Here is a 25617-nt window from a genome sequence, read left to right on the forward strand (position 1 = left end):
ATTAAATGAAAAATACAGGGTATTTATGTACAATACAAGATGGACTATTTAGTTAAAGGAGTACAGAATTTATGCGGATTGATCCAATACGGATATCTAATCAAAATAAACTGGTTTCCGATTATCGACAAATGAAGGATAATGTCATGGAATTTTTCGATTATTCCCCATTTAGTAGTTTTGAGCAAAGGGTGAATGATTTAAAAAGGAGAAATTTTGATCGGATAGGTTTAACAGAAGTCTTACATAAAATAAACAAAGAGTGGAGTGCGCCAAAATCTACCTTGCAAAGCATCGAACGATTAAAAGACACCGATAGCGTTGTGGTTGTAGCAGGTCAACAGGCTGGGTTACTAACAGGCCCGATGTATACAATAAATAAGATAATCTCAATTTTACAGTTAGCAAAACAACGTGAGTCTAAACAACAAATACCTGTTGTTCCAGTATTTTGGATAGCGGGAGAAGATCATGATTTTGATGAAATTAATCATATCTATTTGCCTGAAGAATCACGGATGAGAAAATACAAGGTAAAGCAACAGGGAGCAGGTAAAAGTTCTGTTTCACACATTGGGATGGACAAAGAAGAAGTAACTATCTGGCTAAATCAGCTCTTTACGCAATTAGAAGAAGCCGCTTATACGAACGAATTATATACCTCAATAATGGCATGTTTAGAGCAATCCAGGTCATATACAGACTTTTTCGCAAGACTTATTTTCCAATTATTTCCTGATGAGGGCTTGGTGTTAATGGATTCTGCACATCCGCTTGTGCGTGAACTTGAGAAATCCTATTTTGTACAATTGATAGAAAAACAGTCATTAATCAGTAGTGAAGTAAATAAAACATTGGAGAAACTTAAAGCTTATGGTTATTCGGTTCCATTAGATGTTGATGAGAATAGTGCCAATTTATTTTATCATCGAGATAATGAGCGTGTGTTACTCATGAGAAATAGTGAGAATAACTGGGTGGGGAAACAAAATGAAGTAGTTTTATCTACTAAAGAATTAATTCGTATTGCTGAGAACAAACCTGAGCTATTAAGTAATAACGTTGTAACAAGACCCTTGATGCAGGAATTATTATTTCCGACTCTAGCTTTTGTTGGCGGGCCAGGGGAAATCAGTTATTGGTCTGCTCTTAAACCAGTTTTTGAATCCTTTAACATAAAAATGCCACCAGTTTTGCCGCGATTATCCTTTACTTACATTGATCGTAAAGTAGAAAAAGTACTGGAACGATTTGATCTTTCAATAGAACCGGTGGTGAATCATGGTCTAGAAAATTATAAACACGAATGGCTTAAAAGTAAGTCTGAGCCACCAATTCAAGATTTGGCTGATCAGCTAAAAAAGGCAATAGAAACAGCGCACGCCCCTATAAGGGACCTTGCGCAGGAAATACGTTCGGACATAGGAGAGTTAGCTGAAAAAAACTTAGACTATTTATATAAAGATGTTGAATTCATAGAGGGTCGTATAATTAAAGCGGTGGAAGAAAAATATAAACGTGAATTAAGGGAATTAGATTATATTCAATTGACCCTTCGTCCAGACGGCTTTCAGGAACGTACATGGAATCCGCTACCCTTTATTAATAAATATGGGCTCGATTTTATTAAGGCGACCACAAATTATGAGTGTTCATTTTCTGAGGAACATTATCTTGTATACTTGTAGTGCTTTTAAATGTTACAGTTGATAGAAATTGTTGACTTATTTAATTAAGAATAAATAACTAATGAAGCAGCCGGAGCGAATGATCGCACATATCAAACATAAGTGTGAGCGAGAACTACACTATTCTGAATTAAATATATCAACGTTCTATGTAAAATATGGAACAAAGTTATGTGTGAAAAGCAAAAATCTTTTAGAAAATAACTTAGAGAATCATCCATTATTAAAAAGTTTCCACTGGTTCCCCCACCTTCCACCACCAATTGAATAATACATGTTAAAAAGCTGCTATCACAAGTGATAACAGCTTTTTTTATTGTTTGAAAATGAATGATAAAACTAGATTTATAAAAAATATAAATATTTTTGTAATACTGGTGGTGAATAGTGGGGGAATGTGGTAATATTAGAATTATGAAAGTGGGGCGCATTGTATGTTCATGGGTGAATTTCAACACAACATTGATCCAAAAGGTAGAATTATTGTCCCGTCCAAGTTCCGTGAAGATCTTGGAGAAGCTTTTGTTGTGACCCGTGGACTAGATAAATGTTTATTTGCTTATCCGATGGAAGAGTGGAAAATTTTAGAAGAAAAATTAAAGAAACTCCCACTAACAAAAAAAGATGCTAGAGCCTTTACTCGTTTTTTCTTTTCCGGCGCAGTAGAATGCGAAGTGGATAAACAGGGAAGAATAAATATTCCACAGACACTTAGGAAATATGCTGCATTGGAAAAAGAATGTGTAGTAATTGGTGTATCGAATCGTATTGAATTTTGGGCTAATGAAAATTGGGAAGAATATGTGGAGGAATCTGAAGAATCCTTTGCTGAAATTGCCGAGAATCTCATGGACTTTGATATATAGCAATTTTTGAAGAGTGTCTATAAACAACATCTAGAATAAAAAAGTGGGTGTAAGTATGTTTGAACATTACAGTGTATTAAAAGATGAAACAATTAGAGGATTAGCGATTAAAGAAGATGGCACATACATAGATTGTACACTTGGCGGTGGAGGCCATTCAGAACAAATAGCTTCCAGATTAAATGATAATGGTTTATTAATAGCATTTGATCAAGATCTGGATGCATTAGAAGCAGCAAAAAAAAGATTACAGAAATACCAAAGTCGGATTCTCTTTGTCCATGCTAATTTTAGACAAATGGAAAAAGAATTACAGGATCATGGTATTGAACATGTAGATGGTATTTTATTTGATTTAGGTGTTTCTTCTCCGCAATTAGATAGGGGAGAAAGAGGTTTCAGTTATCATCAAGATGCCAAACTGGACATGCGTATGAATCAAACAGATCTTTTAACTGCTTACGAAATTGTAAACAATTGGTCGTATAACCAATTAGTTTCCATTTTTTTTCGCTATGGTGAAGAAAAATTTTCTAAACAAATTGCTAGAAAGATTGAGCAATACCGCGAAACAAAATCAATTGATACAACACACGAATTAGTAGAAATTATTAAAGATGCAATTCCTGCGCCTGCTAGAAGGAAAGGTGGACATCCGGCCAAAAGAATTTTTCAAGCGCTGCGTATTGCTGTAAATGATGAGTTAGAAGCGTTTAATGATGCGATTCATCAAGCGGCTAGAGTTGTGGATACTAACGGAAGAATTGCAGTGATTACGTTTCACTCATTAGAAGATAGATTATGTAAACAAGCTTTCAAAAAATGGAGTACACCCAAAGATACACCCCGGAATCTGCCGATTATACCTAAAGAGTTCGAAGCTCCATTCAGGTTAATTACAAGAAAACCAATTGCTGCAGGGGACGAGGAATTAGAAAAAAACCGAAGATCGCGTTCGGCGAAACTTCGAATCGTTGAGAAGGTTAATCCATGGAATGAAGAATTTACTTATGAAGAAGGGTGGAAGAAGTAATGAGTGCAAATCATGCCCGCAGCTGGCAACATTTAAATCCACAGCGAACTCCTCAAAAAGAACCAAAAGTCAATGTGAAAGTGAGAAAAAATGGATGGATTACTAAAGGTGAAAAGGTAATCTATTCTCTTGTCTTTGTTTCAATGATAATCTCAGGTGTTTTTATGGTTTCTTATGCATCCACAACGGATACTTTAAACAGAGAAGTTCAAACATTGGAACAAACGGTTAATAACCAAAAAATTACCAATGAAGGACTTGTTTTTGAGAAAAAAGAACTAAGTCGTCCAGAAAGAATTCTAGAAATCGCAAAGGAGAAAGGTTTAAAAATTCAAGATGCTGAAGTGAAACAAGCTAAGAGTTTTAGCAACTAGGTAAGGTGAATTAGTATGAGAAAGAGTAAAACGACCCACTTCATGTCTGCGGTATTAATACTTTTCTTTTCAACAGTATTTATTATTTTAACAGGAAGGTATATGTATATTCAGGCAACTGGAGAAATTGATGGAATTTCATTAGAGGAATTTGCAAAAGAAAAACGGACATCTTCCTATACAATTAATTCTGAAAGAGGAAAGATTTATGATAACAACGGAATGACACTTGCTTATGATATGCCAGTTTACAAGATGTATGCGATTGTTCGGGAGGAATATTCTGAAAACCTGGACAAACCAAAACACGTCGTTGATCCTAAGAAGACTGCTGAAGCGTTAGCACCTATTCTCGAAGTAGAAGAAAGTGTCATACTGGAACGGATAGAAGAAGGTATAGAAAGTGATAGATTCCAAGTAGAGTTTGGAAAAGCAGGGAATCAAATTTCACAACAGGATAAAGAACAGATTGAAAAGTTAAATCTACCAGGAATTAATTTCCAGGAAGACTCCTTACGTAATTATCCCAACGGAACATTCGCCTCTCATATTATAGGATTTGCTAGAAATGAGGAAAAGGAGTTAGAAGACGGAACAATCATTGAAGAAATCACTGGTATAGCCGGAATTGAAAATGAAATGAATGAATTACTAAAAGGGAAAGATGGCTATATTTCTTACCAGCGTGATAAATATAATGATCGTTTATTAAATCCAAATGAAATTATTACGGAGCCAGAAGATGGGGACGATGTTTATCTGACCATTGACCAGAAAATACAAACCTTAGTGGAGGATGTTCTAAGCCAAGTAGAAGAAGAGTACAATCCTGAACGAATGACAGCGGTAGTAATGAATCCCAAAACAGGAGAAGTACTAGCTATGGGTAATCGGCCAAGTTATAATCCGAATAATCCAGCAAATGTAGAGAACTGGTATAATGATGTCATCTCTACCCCGTTCGAACCAGGGTCTACCGTGAAGATTTTCACCTGGGCAGCTGCAATTGAAGAAGGTGTTTATAATGGTGAAGAAGGGTATAAAACTGGTAGTTACCAAGTAAATGAGCAAATTTCTCCAATCCATGATCATAATGGTGGGAAGGGTTGGGGAACTATTTCTTATGATGAAGGTTTTTCTCGATCATCCAATGTAGCTGCGGCTAAACTGGCATGGGAAAAGATAGGGACGGAAAAATATTTTGATTATCTACAAGCATTTGATTTAGATGAGAAGTCTGATATTGATTTACCAGGTGAAGTGGCTGGAGAGATTCTGTATAATTGGCCGCTTGAGAAGATTACTACTTCATTTGGACAAGGGTCCACGATGACACCAATGCAACAAATAAAAGCAGTGTCTGCCATTGCTAATAAAGGAAAAATGGTCCAACCATATGTCATTGAAAAAATAGTAGATTCCACTACTGGTGAAATAATTGAAGAAAAGTCACCAAATATAGTCGGGCAACCAATATCCGAGGATACAGCGAATCATGTATTAGCTTTGATGGAATCAGTGGTTGTAGGAGAACATGGAACAGGTAAAAAGTTTAAATTAGAAGATTACACTACAGGTGGAAAAACAGGTACTGCAGAGATTCCTAATCCTAATGGCGGTGGTTATTTAACGGGTAGGAACAATTATATTTTTTCTTTTCTTGGTGCAGCACCAATTGATGATCCTCAATTAGTAATGTATGTATCTGTTAAACAACCGAAACTAGAAAACTATGAAGTAGGTTCGGATCCTGTTTCATTCATTTACCGCAATGTGATGGAAAATAGTTTACATTATTTAGATATTAATCCAGATAAAGAGCAAGAAAATGAATCAACTGTATTTGAAATTCCAGAAATAATGGAAAAGGATACATCCCAAGTGGTGCACCAATTTGCTGAAAATGATCTAAATGTAACAGTAATTGGTGAAGGTGAGAAAATAGTGAAAGCAAATGTAAAAGAAGGAGACACCGTAATACCACACGAGAGAATTATTTTAGTGACTGATAAACCAACTATGCCAAACGTAATTGGTTGGTCCATAAGAGATGTCTTACAATTGGCAGACTTGACCAATTTGAAACTGGAGACCTTTGGTAATGGTTATGTTATCTCTCAAAATATTAAAGAAGGAGCTGCAATTAAAGAAAATGATTATGTAGCTATCGAATTGATTCCTCCTGGTGAAGAGACTAGTGGAGAAAATGATGAAGATGAAGCGGGAAATATAGAAGATATGGAAAATAACTCAAATGATTAAGCTAGTTTAGAAACAGTGTTCTATTCATTTTTTTAACATCATATAGTTGATACAAGCCTACCTATGAAAAGGGGATTTAGAAGATGAAGCGTGTATCCACTGTTACGGTTAGAAAACGAATAGTAACTGTTTTTCTTTTTGCCATCTTAATTTTTACTATTATTACCATTCGACTAGGTTATGTTCAATTTTTCTTAGGCGATGAATTGGTCGGACAAGCTACGGATTTATGGACAAGGGATATCGAATTTGAACCAGAACGAGGAAATATTTTGGATACAGAAGGAGAGGTGTTGGCGGAGAATGTAACAGCTCCTTCCATAGTAATCGTCCCAAGACAAATTGAAAATCCTGAAGATACAGCTGCTAAGCTGTCAGAAATATTAGATATGGAAAAAGAAAAGGTTTTGGAAAAAATCACAAAAAATGCTTCCAGTGTCAATATACGCCCAGAAGGAATTAAGATATCAGCGAATCAGGAAAAAGCAATACGAACTTTGAATATGAATGGTGTGTACCTTTCGAAGGATTCAAAACGTCATTATCCATTGGGAGATGACTTATCACATGTGTTAGGATTTGCGGGAATTGATAATCAAGGGCTAATGGGGCTGGAGCTTTATTATGATGACAAATTGAAAGGTGAAAAGGGGAGTCTTGCCTTTTATTCAGATGCGAAGGGGAGAAGATTAGAAACCCTAGCTGATATATATTATCCACCAAAGGATGGTTTACACCTTAAAACAACGATTAATTCAAAGGTACAAACAATTATTGAACGGGAATTAGACTTAGTCGAGACTAAATATGATCCGGATTCAGCATTAGCCATTGCGGTAAATCCTAAAACTGGTGGTGTGCTTGGTATGTCTTCAAGACCAAACTTTCATCCAGAAAATTATATGGATGTGGATCAGTCTATCTTTAACAGGAATTTGCCGATTTGGAGTACTTATGAGCCTGGTTCTACTTTTAAGATTATTACGCTTGCTGCAGCACTTGAAGAAGATGCTGTTGATTTAGAGGAAGATGAATTTAATGATGATGGATCAATTGAAGTTGGTGGAGCCAATATTCACTGTTGGAAAAGTGGTGGGCATGGTCACCAATCTTATTTAGAAGTTGTGCAAAATTCCTGCAACCCAGGATTTGTTAATCTTGGTCAAATGCTTGGTACCGAAAAATTGTTTTCATATATTGACGGTTTCGGATTTGGAGAGAAAACAGGAATTGACTTGCAAGGGGAAGCCAATGGGATTTTATTTAAACCTGAGAATGTTGGCCCTGTAGAGCTTGCAACGACATCTTTTGGTCAAGGTGTTTCAGTAACTCCAATTCAGCAAGTTATGGCCGTTGCAGCGGCTATTAATGGAGGTTATTTATATGAACCACATCTTGCTGATGAGTGGATAAATCCACAAAATGAAGAAGTAGTTGAAAAAATGGAACCTAATTTAAAAGGGAGAGTCCTATCAGAAGCTACTTCCAAAGAGCTTCGATATGCACTTGAAAGCGTAGTTGCACAGGGGACAGGGAGACCGGCATATGTTGAAGGATATCGGGTTGGGGGAAAGACAGGTACAGCTCAGAAGGTAGGACCAAATGGTGGTTATCTTGAAAATAATTATATTGTATCTTTCATTGGGTTTGCACCAGCAGATGATCCTGAAATAGTTGTTTATGTTGCAGTAGATAACCCGAAAAACACCATTCAATTTGGTGGCGTAGTTGCAGCGCCAGTTGTTGGTACAATCATAGGAGATAGTCTTCGAGCAATGAATGTTGAGCCACGTACTGGTGGTATAAAGAAAGAATATCAGTGGCCGGAAGAACCAGCTGTAGAGGTACCGGATTTAATTGGGTTATCCACAAGTGATTTAGCTGAAATGCTTACAAACCTGTCTATTGAAACAAGCGGAACTGGAAAATATATTATTGAGCAAGCACCTAGTCCAGGTACGAAGTTAGAACCTGGCTCGACTGTCCGAATTTATTTAAGTGAAGACAAAAATGAAAAAAAGAATCGTGAAGATGACTAAAATTTGCTATAATATATGGATGGAAAAATGCTAATTAAATAAAACGCGATACTGTATAAATATTTCGAACTTTTTTAGAGGGTGCTAGCACCCTCTAAAAAATGAGTTTTTATAAGAATACATATGTAGTGCCACTGCAAAGAATATAAATTACCAACGAAAGATTAAATTAAATAAAGGATGTTTTCCATGAAATTAAAAAAATTATTATCAGCAATTCCATTCTACAATGGGAATAGGTTTGATGAAGATTTAGAGATAGTTGATATTGAAATGGATTCAAGAAAGGTTAAACCAGGATTTTTATTTGTTTGTATTTCAGGTTTTACGGTAGATGGCCATCAGTATGCGGACGAAGCGGTGAAAAATGGCGCTGTGGCCATTATTGCAGAAAAGCATATTGAAGCTAAGGTGCCAGTAATAATAGTGAATGACACTTCACGAACTCTAGCAATATTAGCAAATAAGTTTTATGATTTTCCTACAAGCAATATTCCTCTAATAGGCGTGACAGGAACCAATGGAAAAACAACAGTCACATATTTATTAGAAAAGATTTTTAATGATAATAAAGAAAAGACTGGTATCATTGGAACCATTCAGATGAAAATTGGTGGAGATACATATTCTACTCCTAATACAACTCCGAATGCTTTAGATCTCCAACGCTTCTTTAAGAAAATGTCTGATGAGCAGGTTGAACAAGGAATTATGGAGGTATCTTCCCATGCTCTGGATTTAGGGAGGGTGTATGGTTGTGATTATGATGTTGCCATATTTACCAATTTGTCCCAGGATCATTTAGATTATCACAAGGATTTAGATGATTATCTTCGTGCGAAGAGTCTGTTGTTTAGTCAATTAGGAAATAATTACAATCAAGATAAACAAAAATTTGCGGTTATTAATGCAGATGATACTTCTTCTGATCTTCTAATGAGGAGTACAGCGCAACATACTCTAACATACGGATGTCAGAAAAAAGCTGATATATCAGCAGAGAACATAAAACTCGACGCTTCTGGTACCTCTTTTATGTTAGTCACTCCTATTGGTAGCCTTCATATCCATAGCAAATTAATAGGTATGTTTAATATTTACAATATGCTTGCTGCTTCTGCTGCAGCTATAGCTAGAGGTGTTTCATTAGAGGTTATCAAATCAGCCTTAGAGAGCATAAAAGGAGTAAATGGCCGTTTTGAAGCAGTAGATGTTGGTCAGGATTACACAGTAATTGTTGATTACGCACACACACCCGACTCGTTAGAAAATGTATTACAAACTGTTAAGGAATTTGCAGAGAACGATATATATGTAGTAGTTGGTTGTGGAGGAGATCGTGATCGTACGAAGCGGCCTTTAATGGCACAGATAGCTCAAAAGTATACAGATTTGGCCATCTTAACATCCGATAATCCGAGAACGGAGGATCCGATGGCGATTCTAGAGGATATGGTGGAAGGATTAGTCGAGGCAAATGATTATGAAGTTATTGCAGATAGAAAAGAAGCAATCCAAAAAGCAATCCATTACGCAAAAAAAGATGATATTATATTAATTGCAGGAAAAGGACATGAAACATACCAGCAAATCGGTCATGTTAAGTATGATTTCGATGATAGAGAGATTGCCAAAAAAGCAATGAAAGCTAAGGGGAAATGAGAATGTTATTTACGACAAAAAGCTTAATCACTTTGTTCCCTACTACACAAGGAAAAGTGGATGAACCTATAGAAATACACGAGGTAAATACGGATAGTCGGATTGATACGAGCAATTCTCTTTTTATTCCACTTGTTGGTGAAAACTTTGACGGGCATCAATTTGTTATGCAAGCGTTGGAACAAGGTGCCGTTGCTGTTTTGTGGGAAAAAGAGAGAACTCTCCCTTCCAGCATTCCTAATGATTTTCCTGTATTCTTTGTGGAAGACACGTTAGATGCACTTCAAAAACTTGCTAGTTATTATCGGGAAATGGTCAATCCTATTGTTATAGGAATTACTGGCTCTAACGGTAAGACCACTACAAAAGATTTAGTGGCTTCAGTCGTTAAGTCATCTTTTGTTACGCATTATACAAATGGAAACTTCAACAATCATATTGGAATGCCTTTAACCATCCTTTCGATGGAAAGGGGAACAGAAGTACTCATCTTAGAAATGGGAATGAGTGGTTTTGGTGAAATTGATTTATTATCCAAAATAGCAAAACCAGATTATGCTATTATTACCAATATTGGAGAATCACATATTGAATTTTTAGGCTCGAGAGAAGGTATTGCTAAAGCAAAAATCGAAATTCTTAATGGATTAAGTAAAAATGGGAAAGTTATTATTGATGGAGATGAAAGTCTTCTTCAATTATTGCACAATAAAACCAATACCATTACATGCGGTTTTGGCGATGCCAATGACTTATCTATTGTTGAATGTAAAGTAACTGCAAAGGAAACTATTTTCACTTTATCAGATGGAGAAACGTATAAGGTACCTCTATTTGGGAAACATCATGCGAAAAATGCATCATTCGCAATAGCTATTAGTGATTGCTTGGGAATAGATGTTAAAAAAAGACAAGACGCTTTGCTTTCGGTTCAGAAAACTGGCATGCGTTTTGATTTAATAAAGGGTATGAATGGTGTAACTATCATTAATGATGCATATAATGCCTCTCCAACATCCATGAAAGCTGCCATTGAGGTAGTGAAAGAGATGGAAGGATTTCAAGAAAAAGTACTTGTCTTAGGGGATGTATTAGAACTTGGTGACCATGCAGAGTATTTGCATGAATCTGTTGCTGATGTTATAGAATCACCAATTACTGCAGTTTTTACTTTGGGAGAATATGCTAAACTTATTACACAATCTATAGAAAGAAATAATACAATCCATTCACAGCATTTAACTAGCAAAGAGGAATTGTTAGAGGTTCTAATGCCGTATATGAGAGAAGATACACTAGTTTTATTTAAAGCTTCAAGAAGATTAAAATTTGAAACACTTATACAGGAATTAATAAATTAACCAGCATCTTAGCGGACGGTTAGGGTACGAGGAGGAATAATTATGGATATAACTATCATACTAGTAACAATTGCAATAGCATTTCTAATTACCGTCCTTTTATCTCCCATTTTCATCCCCTTATTAAGAAGGTTGAAATTTGGTCAAAGTATACGAGAAGAAGGACCAAAATCACACATTAAAAAAACCGGCACCCCTACAATGGGTGGAATTATGATTGTTTTGGGGATTATTATTACATCTATCATTATGGTTTATAAAGTGAATGAAAATAATGTAAGTTTTGAATTTTGGTTACTAATATTTGTTCTGGTTGGATATGGAATATTAGGGTTTTTAGACGATTTTATTAAAGTAGCAATGAAGCGTAATCTAGGCTTGACTTCCAAACAAAAAATGCTTGGACAAATAATAATTGCGCTTATATTTTTCTTTATACTAAGACAAGAAGGTTTCTCTACATATATTCAAATCCCTGGAACTGGAATTGAATGGGATTTAGGATGGTTTTATGCCATTTTAATTATTGTTATTCTTGTTGGTGCATCCAATGCCGTAAACTTAACAGATGGTTTAGACGGGCTATTAGCAGGAACAGCTGCTATCGCTTTCGGTGCTTATGCGATATTGGCCTTGTTCCTAGGAGCTAATTCGGAAATAGCTATATTCTCTTTAGCGGTAGTCGGATCTTTGTTAGGCTTTTTAGTTTTCAATGCACACCCAGCTAAAGTATTTATGGGAGATACTGGCTCATTGGCATTAGGTGGAGCTATAGCAGCAGTAGCAATTTTAACGAAAACAGAAGTCCTTTTAGTCATAATTGGAGGGGTATTTGTACTTGAAACATTATCCGTTATTATTCAAGTTATCTCATTTAAGACAACTGGTAAACGAGTGTTTAAAATGAGCCCCTTACATCATCATTATGAATTATTAGGTTGGTCTGAATGGCGTGTTGTAACTACATTTTGGTTAGTTGGACTTATTTTTGCTGTGTTAGGCATATATATTGAGGTGGGCTTACTTTGAGAAAACTGATTGATTTTCCATTTTCGAAAGTCCTTGTTTTAGGCTTAGCTAAAAGTGGAACGGCTGCAGCTAAAATACTGTTAGCAAATGGAATAGCTGTAAAAGTGAATGATATGAAATTAAAAGAAGAGGACTTGGAAGTAAAGGAATTACAAGAGATGGGAGCAGAAGTGATAGTTGGTTCTCATCCACTTTCAGTACTAAATGGGATGAAACTAATTGTTAAGAATCCAGGAATTCCCTATGAAAATCCAATTATTGTAGAGGCTGAAAAAAGGGGGATTCCAGTTATTACTGAAATCGAGATTGCTTATCGATTAGCTGGTGACTCCATTATCGGCATTACCGGTTCCAATGGAAAAACAACAACAACAACTCTGATAACGGAATTTTTAAATGAAAGTAATAAGCAGGCAAAAGTTGCTGGCAATATTGGAATTGTAGCAACAGAGGTCGCGCAGTCATTACGAGAAAATGAAACAATGGTGTTAGAGTTATCTTCGTTTCAATTACAAGGCGTGGAAACGTTCCGGCCTAGAATAGCTGTTTTATTAAATATTTTTGAAGCTCATATAGATTATCACAAGACATTTGATAACTATAAACAAGCTAAATTTAATATCTTTAAAAATCAAACGAGTGATGATTATTTAGTATATAATGCGGAGGATCCGACAATTAATGCAGAATTAGGCAATGTTACGGCAAACTTAGTGCCATTTTCTGTTAAAAGAAAAATGGATCAGGGTGCATGGCTAAATGAAGAGAGTATTTATTTTAAGGATGAAAAGGTTATTGATCTTAAAGACATTGTACTAGTGGGTGAACATAACCTGGAAAATATCTTAGCTGCAATCGCCGCAACTAAATTAAACGGAGCCACCAATGAAGGTATTAAAAAGGTTTTATCTGTATTTGCTGGAGTGAAACATAGACTTCAATTTATAGATAATATCCAAGGACGTTTATTCTATAATGATTCAAAAGCTACAAATATCTTGGCAACTCAGAAAGCTTTATCCTCTTTCCATACACCAGTTATATTATTAGCAGGAGGGTTAGATAGAGGAAATGAGTTTGATGATTTAGCTCCATATTTAAAGCGTGTCAAAGCAATGGTAGTCTTCGGTGAGACGAAGCATAAATTGAGGCAACTAGGTCAAAATGAAGGTATTGAGGTAATTGAGACGGTCGAAAATATAGAAAAAGCTGTAGAGAGAGCATTTTCTATTTCAGATGAAGGAGATACGATTTTGTTATCACCTGCCTGTGCGAGTTGGGATCAGTATCGTACTTTTGAAGAAAGAGGTGACATGTTTATACAAGCCGTGCATAAACTATTGTAGGAGGGGCTTGTATAAATAGTTAATTTTATAGAAGAATGCCCCTATCTATCCATTCTAGGTAAAGGGGTGTTTTTTTGGTTAAAAAACGTCTGGATGATCAGAGTAAACCCGATTATTTTTTATTATCGGTTATTATTGGCTTACTATTGGTAGGAGTGGTAATGGTTTACAGTTCATCTTATGTCTGGTCAGAGTATAAGTTTGATGATCAATTTTTTTATCTGAAAAGGCAATTGCTATTTGCAGGTGCGGGTGTCATTGCAATGTTCTTTTTCATGTTCATTCCTTATAGTACCTGGAAAAAGTATTCAAAAATGATACTGCTGATATGTTTTATATTACTAATACTTGTGCTAATACCAGGAATAGGTTTAGTGCGCGGAGGAGCACAAAGCTGGATAGGTGTTGGTTCATTTAGTATTCAGCCCTCAGAGTTTATGAAACTTGGATTAATTATCTTCTTAGCAAATTTACTTGCCACTGGACAAAAATACATCACCTCTTTTAAAAAGGGATTCTTGCCATGCCTCTTATTGGTTTTTACTGCATTTGGCTTAATTATGTTGCAGCCGGATTTGGGAACAGGTATGGTTCTGGTTCTCACTTGTATGGTAATGATTTTTGTTGCAGGTGCAAGGCTATCGCACTTTTTTGGACTAGCTGCATTGGGCGTTTTTGGTTTAGTAGGTTTAATAGCTTCTGCTCCATATCGTATGGATAGAATTACAGCTTTTCTCAATCCTTGGGAAGATCCGCTTGGGGATGGATTTCAGATTATACAGTCTTTATATGCGATTGGACCAGGTGGTTTAATGGGGCTTGGATTAGGGAATAGTTTACAAAAGTATTTCTATTTGCCAGAACCACAAAATGATTTTATATTTGCTATTATAGGTGAAGAATTAGGTTTTATCGGTGGAACTATAGTCATCCTGCTTTTTGGTTTATTATTATGGAGAGGAATAAAAGTTTCGCTGGAAGCTCCAGATTTGTTTGGCCGTCTACTTGCTCTTGGAATAGTTTCCATGTTAGCAGTTCAAGCTATGATTAATATTAGTGTAGTAATCGGATTAATTCCTGTAACGGGAATTACGTTACCATTTTTAAGTTATGGAGGATCGTCTCTAACATTAACACTCTGCTCTGTAGGAATATTATTAAATATCAGTATTTACTCTAAGATATAGTATTGATTACTTACGGAAAAATTTGGCAGGCGATTTTAGTAAAAAACTTGATAAACTCATGAATGTGCACTGTATGTTTACCTGTATTTTATGATATAATTCATGTAACTGAATAAAACGGCATATTAAATGCCGTTTATTCTTTTAATTTTCTAAAAAGGAAGAAATGGAGATGAGTAAAAAAAATATTGTTTCAATTGAGGATCGCATTCCAAAATTAAAACAAGCACGCAAAAAAAAAGCAAATCAACGTTTAATTTTTTATCTATCAATCTTTTTCTTCTTAATATCGGTAATCGTCTATGTACAATCGCCTTTGAGTCATGTTAAGACGATAAATGTACAAGGGAATGTACACATGAATGAAAGTGAAATCATTCATCTAAGTCAACTATCATCTGATACAAATATTTGGATGATTGATTTTGGTTCCATAAAAACGGCAATCAAAAATAATCCTATTGTAGATGATGTTGAAGTAAGCAGGAACTTACCATGGACTGTAAATATCGAGATAACCGAACATAATGTTATCGGATATTTAAAGGACGAAAATAATTATTTTCCAATTCTTGCCACTGGAGTTGTATTGAATGATATGGGACAAGCTACCTACAATGGAAATTCACCGATGCTTGTTGACTTTTCAAATGATGAAGTTATAACCCGAATGGCGAAAGAATTAAATGAATTACCCGGAAGTATTGCTAATCTCATCTCTGAAATTCATTGGAAACCAACAGAAGATAACGAAAATAACATCTTTATATATATGAATGATGGTTATATGGTGGATGGGACAATTCGTAATTTTTCAGAAAGAATGAAAGTCTATCCATCGATTGTTTCGCAATTGGAACCTGATGCAGAAGGGATTATACATATTGGTGTAGGAGTTTACTTTGAATCATTTGAACCAAACGCTTCTGATGAAAATGATCTGGAAGAAATTCCAGAAGAATCACTTGAGTAATGGTTTATCAAACCCATTAAAAACTGAAATTTTAACGAATCTATATAATCAAAGGTATAAAGATTAGAAAAGAGAAAAGATTTTTCAAAAAAATTAAAGGAATACGCTTTTTTTTGTGGAAATACCTATATATATTTACTTTTTTTCTCTTAATCTATTAACCTGAAAAAATGAATTAATTGGAATGTATGAAATACCATACTTGTAATTAAACATGGATAAATAAAAACCTACTCGTCGCGTTAAGATAATTCCTTTAATTAGTATTTCTGTGGGAGAACATAACAGTGTAAGGGAGTAATCATCTTAGTTACTCCGCCATGCCATGTAACGAGTAATTAGTTTTTGTTAAAATCCATGAATGTGTGTACGTTTTGAATTTGGAGGTGCCTTTCTTTGAATAACAGTGAAATATTAGTAAGTCTTGATATAGGAACATCAAAAATTAAAGTAATAATAGGAGAAGTATTAAACGATTCATTAAACATTATTGGAGTAGGTACTGCAAAATCCAATGGAATGAAAAAAGGTGCAATTGTCGACATTGATCAAACAGTACAATCCATTAGAAATGCAGTAGAGCAAGCAGAACGAATGGTAGGCATGCATATCGAGAGAGTTGTCGTAGGAATTAATGGTAGTCATATCGAACTGCAACCTTGTCATGGTGTAGTAGCTGTTCAAAGCGAAAATCGGGAAATTAGTGATGAAGATATTAGAAGAGTGATTGATGGTGCACAAGTAGTTTCTATTCCACCGGAACGTGAAATAATTGATGTCATCCCTAAGCAATTTATTGTTGATGGGTTGGATGAAATCTCAGATCCACGAGGAATGATAGGTGTCCGGTTAGAAATGGAAGGAACAATTATTACTTGTTCTAAAACTGTTCTCCATAATATTCTAAAATGTGTGGAACGGGCGAATTTAGAAATAGCAGATATTTGCCTGCAACCACTAGCTACTGGTACGATAGCATTATCTCCTGATGAGAAAAACATGGGTGTGGCATTAATAGAAGTTGGTGGCGGATGTTCGACAATATCTGTATTTGAAAATGATCATTTGCAGGGAACTAGTGTTGTCAACTTAGGTGGAAATAATATCACCAAGGACTTATCCATTGGTTTGCGCACGTCTACAGAAGAAGCAGAAGATGTGAAATTAAATTATGGACATGCATTTTATGATGATGCTCAAGAAGAAGAAACGTTTGAAGTTTCTATCATTGGAAGCAATAATAGAGAAACATTCAACCAGCTAGATATTTCTGATATGATAGAAGCGAGACTTGAAGAAATATATGCATTTGCAGAAAGAGAAATTCGTAAAATGGGTTATCAGGAATTACCTGGCGGATACGTGCTAACAGGCGGGACTATGGCAATGCCAGGAGTTTTAGAACTTGCTCAGGATTTATTCCGTTCTAATGTCCGTATTGCAATTCCAGATTACATAGGTGTAAGAGAACCTCAGTTTACTGCTGGTGTAGGAATTCTGCAATTTGCGCATCGAAATGCAAGGATTCAAGGTAAAGAATTATATCCTGCAGTAAGAGCAGAAACTAATGAGCCTAAACCAAAGCGTAATCCAAAACAAATAAATTCAGAAGAACCAAAAGAGAAAAAGAAGAAAGAACCTGGAAAAGTTGGGAATCTATTTAAATGGTTCTTTGATTAAAAGACCATAGAATAATTTAATAGTTAAATATTCTATAAAACTCTTGGGATTTTACATAGAAATTAGGAGGAACTAAATATGTTAGAGTTTGATACCAATATGGATGAACTGGCAACGATAAAAGTTATTGGTGTTGGCGGTGGCGGAAATAATGCTGTCAACAGAATGATTGATCATGGTGTTGAAGGTGTTGAGTTTATTGCTGTTAATACGGATGCTCAAGCATTAAATCTCTCAAAAGCAGAGCTTAAAATACAAATTGGCGGAAAATTAACTAGAGGTTTAGGGGCAGGTGCTAACCCTGAAGTAGGAAAAAAAGCTGCCGAGGAAAGTAAAGAACAAATTGAAGAAGTACTTCAAGGAGCAGATATGGTATTCGTCACTGCTGGAATGGGCGGAGGAACTGGTACTGGAGCTGCACCTGTAATTGCTCAAGTTGCAAAGGATTTGGGTGCTTTAACTGTAGGAGTAGTAACTCGACCTTTCTCATTTGAAGGAAGAAGACGTTCTACTCAGGCGGTTTCAGGTATTGATGCTTTGAAGGAAGCGGTTGATACTTTAATTGTTATACCAAATGACCGCTTGTTGGAAATAGTTGACAAAAACACACCAATGTTAGAGGCATTTCGTGAAGCAGATAATGTTCTGCGCCAAGGTGTACAGGGTATTTCTGATTTAATCGCAAAACCTGGTTTAATTAACGTGGACTTTGCTGATGTGAAAACGATTATGATTGATAAAGGTTCTGCATTAATGGGAATAGGTATTGCAACCGGTGAGACAAGGGCAACGGAAGCAGCGAAAAAAGCAATTTCTTCTCCATTGCTTGAAACTTCTATCGATGGGGCTCACGGTATTTTAATGAATATTACTGGTGGTACCAACTTAAGCCTTTATGAAGTTCAAGAAGCGGCTGATTTAGTTACATCTGCAGCAGACAAAGAAGTTAATGTTATCTTTGGATCTGTCATTAATGAAAATCTGAACGATGAAATAGTCGTTACCGTTATTGCAACAGGCTTTGATGAATTAAACAAAAAACAGGAAATGAAACCAAGACAACAACGTCCTGTTATTAGCCACAACCAACATGCAGCAACTAAAGAAGAACCTGTACAGCGTGAGCGCGAACGAGAACGTGAACAGGTACAAAGACCAAGACAAGAAGAGGACGAGTTAGATATTCCTACCTTCTTAAGAAATCGTAATCGAAATAGAAGATAATCTTTATACTAAAAGCAAACGAGTGATACAATCGCTCGTTTGCTTTTTTAATAGTATTTTTTAGATATCTTTTATTTTGATCATAACAAAAGCTATTTGTTGATTAAGAGAATTTTAGTAAGTAGTTGATAGGAACTCCTGATATATTTAATTAAGAATAGTTAGCTCTCGCTTACACTAATGAATGTTTTGTTCTGGGATTCGCTCCGGCAGAATACTTCGCTTTCCGCGGGCACGGCCTCAGCCTCCTCGGAAGAAACCCACTTCCTTGAAAAAGAAGAGCACATTTTCTGCGTGCGATGTTTCGCTGACGAAGCTTTCCTTGTCCTGCGGGAAGAAAAGCCTAGGTGAGACTACGGAGAGCGATAGCTCGGAGTAGGCTCAGCAGCGCCCGCGGAAAGCGTAGTGTATTTCCGTAGCGGACATATAGCAATATTCTTAATTAAAGTAATCAATAGTCTATATAAAATGTAACTTTGTAATTCTACATAACTAAATAAATCTTTTTATAACCATCCTTCGACAATAATAAACCTTGTACCCAAGCCTATTAGCCACATTCTATATATGAGCACGACAAACTTTTCAATAACTAGTTAAAATAAGCCTATTTCTGCATACAAGAAATGACAGACTTTGCTTCCAATATTGGATATACTTCAAATTAAATCCTAACCAACACAACATAATTTATTAAATAAAAGAGTACCGTCCTCTTTTAAGAGAGGAAGAGATAATTGACAATCTATCTAGATGCAGTTTGGGCACTAAATTTTTCCTTAGATTTTATGCTTTTATTACTCACTAAGGCATTAGCAAGAGATAATACTAAGATTGTTAGAGTAACCTTTGGAGCATTCATTGCATCATTGATTGTACCAATTACACTTTTTTACCCTGAGTCATTTTTGACAGGTGTTTTTGGCAAATTAATATATTCTCTTTTTATTATATTATGTTCCTTTGGTTTTATAACGGTTTATCGATATTTGAAATTACTTTTATTATTTTATTTTACGACTTTTGCCATAGGAGGTGGACTACTAGCGTTACATTTTCTCATAAATAGTCCAATTGCGGTATCATCTGGTGGTATGGTTACGTTTAATAAAGGTTATGGAGATCCGGTTAGCTGGTTATTTATTATTATCTGCTTTCCTATTGTGTGGTATTTTACAAAATCCCGTATGGACAAGCACGTGACTGAAAAAATTCGGTATGACCAACTATATTCTGTAACCATCCAAATTAAGGATAAGAGTTTTTCTACAACGGGTTACATAGATAGTGGTAATCAATTGGTGGATCCATTAACTAAAAAGCCAGTTATTATTTGTGATCAAACATTTCTTAAACAATGGTTTACAGAGGACGAATGGCAATGTTTAAAAAAGGCAAATGATGAGTTTGACTTAGACCAGCTTCCTAAAGGTTGGGAAAATAGTATTCAAATTGTACCCTATAAAGGAGTACAGGGGAGCCATATGTATATGTTTGCTATTCGACCAGACTTTTTAATGGTTGATTATGGCGAACAAAAAATCAAAACAAGTAAGCTATTAATAGGCATTCAGTTTGCTGGGTTGACCAAGGATGAAAGCTACCATTGCTTACTTCATCCACAAATTATTCAATTAACAACAATCCATTCAGCATAGAAAGGGAGATGGAATGTGAAATTATGGAAACTACGTCTGCAGTTACGATTAAAGTGGTATAAACTACTTGTTAAATTAGGTGTGAAATCTGATGAAATTTACTATATAGGCGGGAGTGAAGCACTACCTCCCCCACTTTCAAAGCAAGAAGAGCAGGAGTTGTTAGTATTGCTTCCAAAAGGGGATAAGACTGCGAGATCAATTTTAATCGAAAGAAATCTTCGTTTAGTAGTATACATTGCTCGTAAATTCGAGAATACAGGTATAAATATAGAGGATTTAATTAGTATAGGTACTATTGGACTCATAAAGGCAGTTAATACATTTAATCCAGAAAAAAAGATAAAATTAGCAACCTATGCATCCAGATGTATAGAAAATGAAATATTAATGTACTTACGCAGAAATAATAAATTAAAATCTGAAGTTTCATTCGATGAACCACTTAACATTGATTGGGACGGTAATGAATTACTATTATCTGATGTACTAGGGACAGATGAAGACATTATTACAAAGGGCCTTGAATCGGATGTTGATAAAAGTCTATTAAAAGCTGCGCTATCTAAGTTAAATGATCGAGAAAAGCAAATAATGGAGTTACGTTTCGGATTAATAGGGGAAGAAGAAAAAACACAAAAGGATGTAGCAGATATGTTAGGGATTTCTCAATCCTATATTTCTCGTTTAGAAAAGAAAATTATTAGGCGTTTGAAAAAAGAATTTAATAAAATGGTTTAGCCTTATATATCATAGGCTTAGACTGCGAATGGTATTTTTTTCAAGTTCCTGACATTGCATAAAAACCCTCCTGGGGGGAGATACTGTCCATGAACAGCATCACCATCTGGGAGGGTAAACATATGACTAGACATAAAGTTGAGATATGTGGTGTTGATACATCAAAGTTACCAGTACTCAGCAACGAAGAAATGAGAGAATTATTTGTCAGAATGCAACAAGAAGGGGACATTTCTGCACGAGAAGAACTAGTAAACGGTAATTTAAGACTAGTACTAAGCGTGATACAAAGATTTAATAATCGCGGAGAATACGTAGATGATTTGTTCCAAGTTGGTTGTATTGGATTAATGAAGTCAATTGATAATTTTGATTTAGGACATAATGTAAGATTTTCCACGTATGCTGTTCCTATGATTATCGGAGAAATTAGAAGGTATCTCCGAGATAATAACCCTATAAGAGTTTCACGATCACTTAGAGATATCGCTTATAAAGCATTACAAGTGCGAGAAAAGTTGATTAATAAGTCTTCAAAAGAACCAACACCAGCGGAAATAGCAGAGGAAATGGGAATTCCTCACCAGGATATTGTATTTGCAATGGATGCGATACAAGATCCAGTATCATTATTTGAACCAATTTATAATGATGGTGGAGATCCAATCTTTGTAATGGACCAAATTAGTGATGATAAAGATAAAGATTCATCATGGGTTGATAAACTTTCTCTAAAAGAAGGAATGTACAAGCTTAATGAAAGGGAAAAAATGATCTTAAATAAACGTTTTTTTCAAGGGAAAACGCAAATGGAAGTTGCAGATGAAATCGGGATATCACAAGCACAAGTCTCGAGATTGGAAAAAGCGGCTATTAGCCAAATGAATAAGCAGATGTTTGAAGGTTAATATTTGCAATGATAGTGTTTTAACTATAGCTAGGAAGAGGTTTACGAAAACCTCTTCCTTTTTTAATTCTCTACGAAAATATTGTACTAGTCATGCATATATTCATATTAAGGTGGTGATTATTATAGTTACGTTATCAGAATTACAACTAAAAGAGGTCATTTTGATTGAGGACGGAAGAAGACTTGGAAATATTTATGACCTTGAAATTAATCCAAGTACCGGGAGGATTGAAGCATTTATATTGTTAGTACGGGATAAAAAAGGTAACTTCTTTAGTAAATCCGACGAAATTATCATTCCTTGGGATCAGATTGTACGCATTGGGTCTGATGTTATTTTGGTAAGAGAAGCTAAAGGACCACTGCTGTTAGCGCAATCCAATACGCATAAATAGAACTAAACACTACAAAATGTGATAAAATATATCAAAAGCATATGTAGGAGGATAAGGATAAAAATGAATGAACCCTTTCGACAAAGTGATATTTCTTACTTACATATAGAAAAATGGCAACAATTAAACGCGAAATTAATAGCAGGATTTACAACTAGAAATGGAGGAATTAGTAATCCTCCATTTCATTCTTATAATTTTGGTTTTCATGTGAGGGACAATCAAAGACATGTGATACAAAATCGGCACACACTAGCAGGAAAAATACAACTGCCCCTTAAACAATGGGTTTCTGGTGAACAAGTACATCAAACAAATATTAAATTGATTGATCATAATGATATAGGAAAAGGATCGTTATCTTATGATAGCTCTCTTAAAGGAATAGATGGTTTAATCACGAACGAAAAGGGAGTGTTATGTACGGCATTTTTTGCTGACTGTGTCCCATTATACTTTTTTGATCCGGTCACAGAATATATTGGAATTGCTCATGCCGGCTGGAAGGGTACGGTTAATTATATGGCAGAAAAAATGGTTCATGCTTTGACTGAGAAAGGTGTCAACAAAAAAGATCTTTTAGTAACTATCGGTCCCTGTATTTCAAGAGAAATGTATGAGGTAGACGAGAATGTAATAATGAATATTGATAGCAAATATCTAGAAAAAACAGTAGTTCCCAAAGAAAATAATCACTTTTTATTAGATTTAAAACAGTTAAATGTAGAAATCCTTTTACAAAATGGTATATTACGTCATAATATAGAAGTGACAAATTATTGCACATATAAAGATAATGCGTTGTTTTTTTCACACAGAAGAGACAATGGAAAAACAGGAAGAATGCTTGGTTTCCTAGGATATTTAGCTTGAACTTGTCTAGGGAGGAGATTTTAAATGGATGTAGCTAAGAATTTAACAGAAATAGAAGCCAATATAAAAAGAGCTTGTGAGAAAAGTAATCGTAGTTTTGAGGAAATAATGATAATAGGAGTCACGAAATATGTTACAATAGAACGAGCAGAAGAGACTATTGACGCAGGAATTGAAAATCTTGGAGAAAATCGTAATGAAGGATTTCTCGAAAAATACGAGAAAATAGGGAATAGAGCAAACTGGCACTTTATAGGGACCCTTCAATCACGAAAAGTAAAAGATATTATTAACAAGGTAGATTATTTGCATTCCCTGGATAGAGTGTCATTAGCAAAAGAGATTAACAAACGTGCGGAGAAGCCTGTTAAATGTTTTGTTCAAGTTAATGTAAGTGGAGAAGAGTCTAAACATGGACTAGCTAAAGAAGCAGTTATTTCATTTGTTGAAGAGATTAAAAAGTTTCCAAATATTCAGGTCGTTGGCTTAATGACTATGGCACCTCACATCGATGATAAACATGAAATAAGAAAAGTTTTTAGACAGCTAGCCGAACTGAGAGATGAAGTGAGAACAAAAAACTATTCCCATGCACCTTGTGAGTATTTATCTATGGGGATGAGTAATGATTATTCCATTGCCATCGAAGAAGGTGCAACACATATACGTATAGGTTCCAAGTTAGTAGGTAAGTAATATCTGTATATTTATTGTGAGGTGAATGAAATGAGTATTAAAAATAAAATAAAGAATTTTTTTGTTGAAGAGGATTATGAGTACGAATATGTTGAGGAAGAACAAATACCTGAAACAAATCCAATACATTCGAAACAAAAGAATCAAAATGTTGTTAGTTTGACAAGTGTTCAGCAACCGAATTCCAAAGTTGTGCTATGCGAGCCAAGAACGTATAATGAGGCACAGGAGATAGCTGATAATATTGTTAATAAACGTGCAGTTGTAATTAATCTACAACGCGTTGACCGCAATCAGGCAAAACGAATTGTTGATTTTTTAAGTGGGACAGTATATGCGGTTAACGGTGATATTCAGAAACTCGGTGCTGAAACATTTTTATGCACACCTGAGAATATTGATGTTTCTGGATCCATAACAGATAGTTTATTTAGTGAAGATGATTATGATAAAGGATGGTAATAGATGGTTCAAATTTTTCAAATCTTAGATTTAGCACTTAACATATACAGTTGGGGAATCATTATTTATATATTCATGTCATGGTTTCCAGGAGCACGAGAATCTTCATTTGGTGAAATGTTAGGGAGAATTTGTGAACCCTACTTAGAAGTATTTCGTAAATTTATTCCACCTCTTGGAATGATTGATTTATCTCCTATTATAGCAATTTTTGTTCTGCATTTAGCTAGAATGGGGTTATATGAGTTTTTTAGAATGTTCCTATTCTAATGGAATGATAAATAACAAACAAAAATAGGAGTCTGAAATGGATATTTATCAGCATTTTCGAAAAGATGAACATAGCTTTATTGATCAGGTTTTATCATGGAAAGAACAGGTTGAAAGGACATTTATACCAAAACTAACAGATTTTCTAGATCCGAGGGAACAACAAATTATAGAAATGTTAATTGGTACGAACCATGATGAATTAAAGCTTTATTTCAACGGTGGCGGAGTCCATAGTGAAAGGAAACGTGCCGTTATTGCACCTCTTTATGAGGAGATTGAGCAAGATACATATCAATTAAGTTTACTCCAGGCGAAGTACCAGGACAAATTTGTAACCCTTGAACATCGAGATGTGATGGGGGCATTTTTGTCCTTAGGAGTAAAAAGAAAAAAACTGGGAGATATTTTAGTCAAAGATGGCGTCATTCAAATAGTTACAGCTCAAGAAATAGCTTTTTATGTACTCACCAATCTAAATTCAATTAAGAAAGCTAATATTGAATTTGGGGAAAAACCTTTTACCTCGCTTATTGAGGTGGAAAAAAACTGGATAGAGATGGATAAGACTGTTTCTTCATTAAGATTAGATGCTGTATTAAAAGAAATCTATCATATTTCTCGAAAAGATGCAGCAGAATATATAAAAAGGCAATATGTTAAGGTGAACTTTAAAGTTGTTGAGGAAGCTAAATTTCCTCTACAAGAGGGTGACTTGCTCTCACTCCGAGGAAAAGGACGCAGTAAATTAGTTAAAATTAATGGTCAAACAAAAAAAGAAAAGTGGAAGCTAACTGTAGCAATACTAAATTAATTCGTTTTTTTTGCAGGAAATAATTTATTTTTGTCGAATAATAGGTATTAATAGCAAATAATGTGATTATAATT

Annotated in this window: 23 protein-coding genes; all 23 read left to right on the forward strand. The window is 35.1% G+C overall.

Annotated elements, in window-relative coordinates:
• Positions 1-71: 71 nt before the first annotated feature.
• Positions 72-1688, forward strand: a complete 1617-nt coding sequence (gene bshC, locus D8M06_RS00880; protein ID WP_121202470.1) for a bacillithiol biosynthesis cysteine-adding enzyme BshC — start codon at positions 72-74, stop codon at positions 1686-1688.
• Between the two features lie 434 nt (positions 1689-2122).
• Positions 2123-2554 carry a division/cell wall cluster transcriptional repressor MraZ gene (gene mraZ / locus D8M06_RS00885; protein ID WP_121202471.1) on the forward strand — a complete coding sequence of 144 codons (432 nt, stop codon included), beginning with the start codon at positions 2123-2125 and terminating at the stop codon, positions 2552-2554.
• A gap of 55 nt (positions 2555-2609) precedes the next feature.
• Complete coding sequence (rsmH, locus tag D8M06_RS00890; protein ID WP_194074603.1) at positions 2610-3587, forward strand: 16S rRNA (cytosine(1402)-N(4))-methyltransferase RsmH; 978 nt, start codon at positions 2610-2612, stop codon at positions 3585-3587.
• The gene (ftsL, locus tag D8M06_RS00895; RefSeq protein WP_121202473.1) at positions 3587-3961 is read left to right on the forward strand and encodes a cell division protein FtsL; all 375 of its coding nucleotides are present in this window, start codon (positions 3587-3589) and stop codon (positions 3959-3961) included. Before rsmH ends, ftsL begins: the two co-directional genes overlap by 1 nt.
• Before the next feature lie 15 nt (positions 3962-3976).
• Positions 3977-6223 carry a penicillin-binding transpeptidase domain-containing protein gene (locus tag D8M06_RS00900; protein WP_121202474.1) on the forward strand — a complete coding sequence of 749 codons (2247 nt, stop codon included), beginning with the start codon at positions 3977-3979 and terminating at the stop codon, positions 6221-6223.
• An 83-nt stretch (positions 6224-6306) separates the two neighbouring features.
• Positions 6307-8262: a stage V sporulation protein D gene (locus tag D8M06_RS00905; RefSeq protein ID WP_121202475.1), complete on the forward strand. Its 1956-nt coding sequence runs from the start codon at positions 6307-6309 to the stop codon at positions 8260-8262.
• A gap of 189 nt (positions 8263-8451) precedes the next feature.
• Positions 8452-9924: a UDP-N-acetylmuramoyl-L-alanyl-D-glutamate--2,6-diaminopimelate ligase gene (locus D8M06_RS00910; RefSeq protein ID WP_121202476.1), complete on the forward strand. Its 1473-nt coding sequence runs from the start codon at positions 8452-8454 to the stop codon at positions 9922-9924.
• A 2-nt stretch (positions 9925-9926) separates the two neighbouring features.
• Complete coding sequence (locus D8M06_RS00915; RefSeq protein WP_121202477.1) at positions 9927-11285, forward strand: UDP-N-acetylmuramoyl-tripeptide--D-alanyl-D-alanine ligase; 1359 nt, start codon at positions 9927-9929, stop codon at positions 11283-11285.
• Positions 11286-11327: 42 nt separating this feature from the next.
• Positions 11328-12314: a phospho-N-acetylmuramoyl-pentapeptide-transferase gene (gene mraY, locus D8M06_RS00920; RefSeq protein ID WP_121202478.1), complete on the forward strand. Its 987-nt coding sequence runs from the start codon at positions 11328-11330 to the stop codon at positions 12312-12314.
• Positions 12311-13660 (forward strand): UDP-N-acetylmuramoyl-L-alanine--D-glutamate ligase, encoded by a 1350-nt coding sequence (gene murD / locus D8M06_RS00925; protein ID WP_121202479.1) that lies wholly within the window; start codon positions 12311-12313, stop codon positions 13658-13660. The genes mraY and murD overlap by 4 nt, the downstream gene beginning before the upstream one ends.
• 74 nt (positions 13661-13734) lie before the next feature.
• A complete protein-coding gene (gene spoVE / locus D8M06_RS00930; protein WP_194074604.1) occupies positions 13735-14847 on the forward strand; it encodes a stage V sporulation protein E in 1113 nt (370 codons plus the stop codon).
• Positions 14848-15019: 172 nt separating this feature from the next.
• Positions 15020-15820, forward strand: coding sequence for a cell division protein FtsQ/DivIB (locus D8M06_RS00935; RefSeq protein ID WP_121202480.1), 801 nt, complete (start codon positions 15020-15022; stop codon positions 15818-15820).
• 396 nt (positions 15821-16216) lie between these two features.
• On the forward strand, positions 16217-17500 hold the full coding sequence (gene ftsA, locus D8M06_RS00940) for a cell division protein FtsA (RefSeq protein ID WP_121202481.1): 1284 nt from the start codon (positions 16217-16219) through the stop codon (positions 17498-17500).
• A gap of 78 nt (positions 17501-17578) precedes the next feature.
• Entirely contained in the window at positions 17579-18724 is a 1146-nt protein-coding gene (gene ftsZ, locus D8M06_RS00945; protein WP_121202482.1) for a cell division protein FtsZ, read from the forward strand.
• 737 nt (positions 18725-19461) lie between these two features.
• Entirely contained in the window at positions 19462-20382 is a 921-nt protein-coding gene (gene spoIIGA / locus D8M06_RS00950; RefSeq protein ID WP_121202483.1) for a sigma-E processing peptidase SpoIIGA, read from the forward strand.
• Between the two features lie 15 nt (positions 20383-20397).
• On the forward strand, positions 20398-21123 hold the full coding sequence (gene sigE / locus D8M06_RS00955; RefSeq protein WP_121202484.1) for an RNA polymerase sporulation sigma factor SigE: 726 nt from the start codon (positions 20398-20400) through the stop codon (positions 21121-21123).
• 122 nt (positions 21124-21245) lie between these two features.
• Positions 21246-22031, forward strand: coding sequence for an RNA polymerase sporulation sigma factor SigG (gene sigG / locus D8M06_RS00960; protein WP_121202485.1), 786 nt, complete (start codon positions 21246-21248; stop codon positions 22029-22031).
• A 115-nt stretch (positions 22032-22146) separates the two neighbouring features.
• Complete coding sequence (locus D8M06_RS00965) at positions 22147-22428, forward strand: YlmC/YmxH family sporulation protein (protein ID WP_338322938.1); 282 nt, start codon at positions 22147-22149, stop codon at positions 22426-22428.
• 63 nt (positions 22429-22491) lie between these two features.
• Positions 22492-23301: a peptidoglycan editing factor PgeF gene (gene pgeF, locus D8M06_RS00970; protein WP_121202486.1), complete on the forward strand. Its 810-nt coding sequence runs from the start codon at positions 22492-22494 to the stop codon at positions 23299-23301.
• 24 nt (positions 23302-23325) lie between these two features.
• Positions 23326-23997 carry a YggS family pyridoxal phosphate-dependent enzyme gene (locus D8M06_RS00975; protein ID WP_121202487.1) on the forward strand — a complete coding sequence of 224 codons (672 nt, stop codon included), beginning with the start codon at positions 23326-23328 and terminating at the stop codon, positions 23995-23997.
• Between the two features lie 30 nt (positions 23998-24027).
• Positions 24028-24459: a cell division protein SepF gene (locus tag D8M06_RS00980; RefSeq protein WP_121202488.1), complete on the forward strand. Its 432-nt coding sequence runs from the start codon at positions 24028-24030 to the stop codon at positions 24457-24459.
• Between the two features lie 3 nt (positions 24460-24462).
• Entirely contained in the window at positions 24463-24729 is a 267-nt protein-coding gene (locus tag D8M06_RS00985) for a YggT family protein (RefSeq protein WP_121202489.1), read from the forward strand.
• Between the two features lie 37 nt (positions 24730-24766).
• Positions 24767-25543: a YlmH family RNA-binding protein gene (locus D8M06_RS00990; RefSeq protein ID WP_121202490.1), complete on the forward strand. Its 777-nt coding sequence runs from the start codon at positions 24767-24769 to the stop codon at positions 25541-25543.
• Positions 25544-25617 lie beyond the last annotated feature (74 nt).

Origin of the sequence: Oceanobacillus halophilus (genome assembly GCF_003628505.1) — a bacterium.
GTDB lineage: Bacteria > Bacillota > Bacilli > Bacillales > Amphibacillaceae > Oceanobacillus > Oceanobacillus halophilus.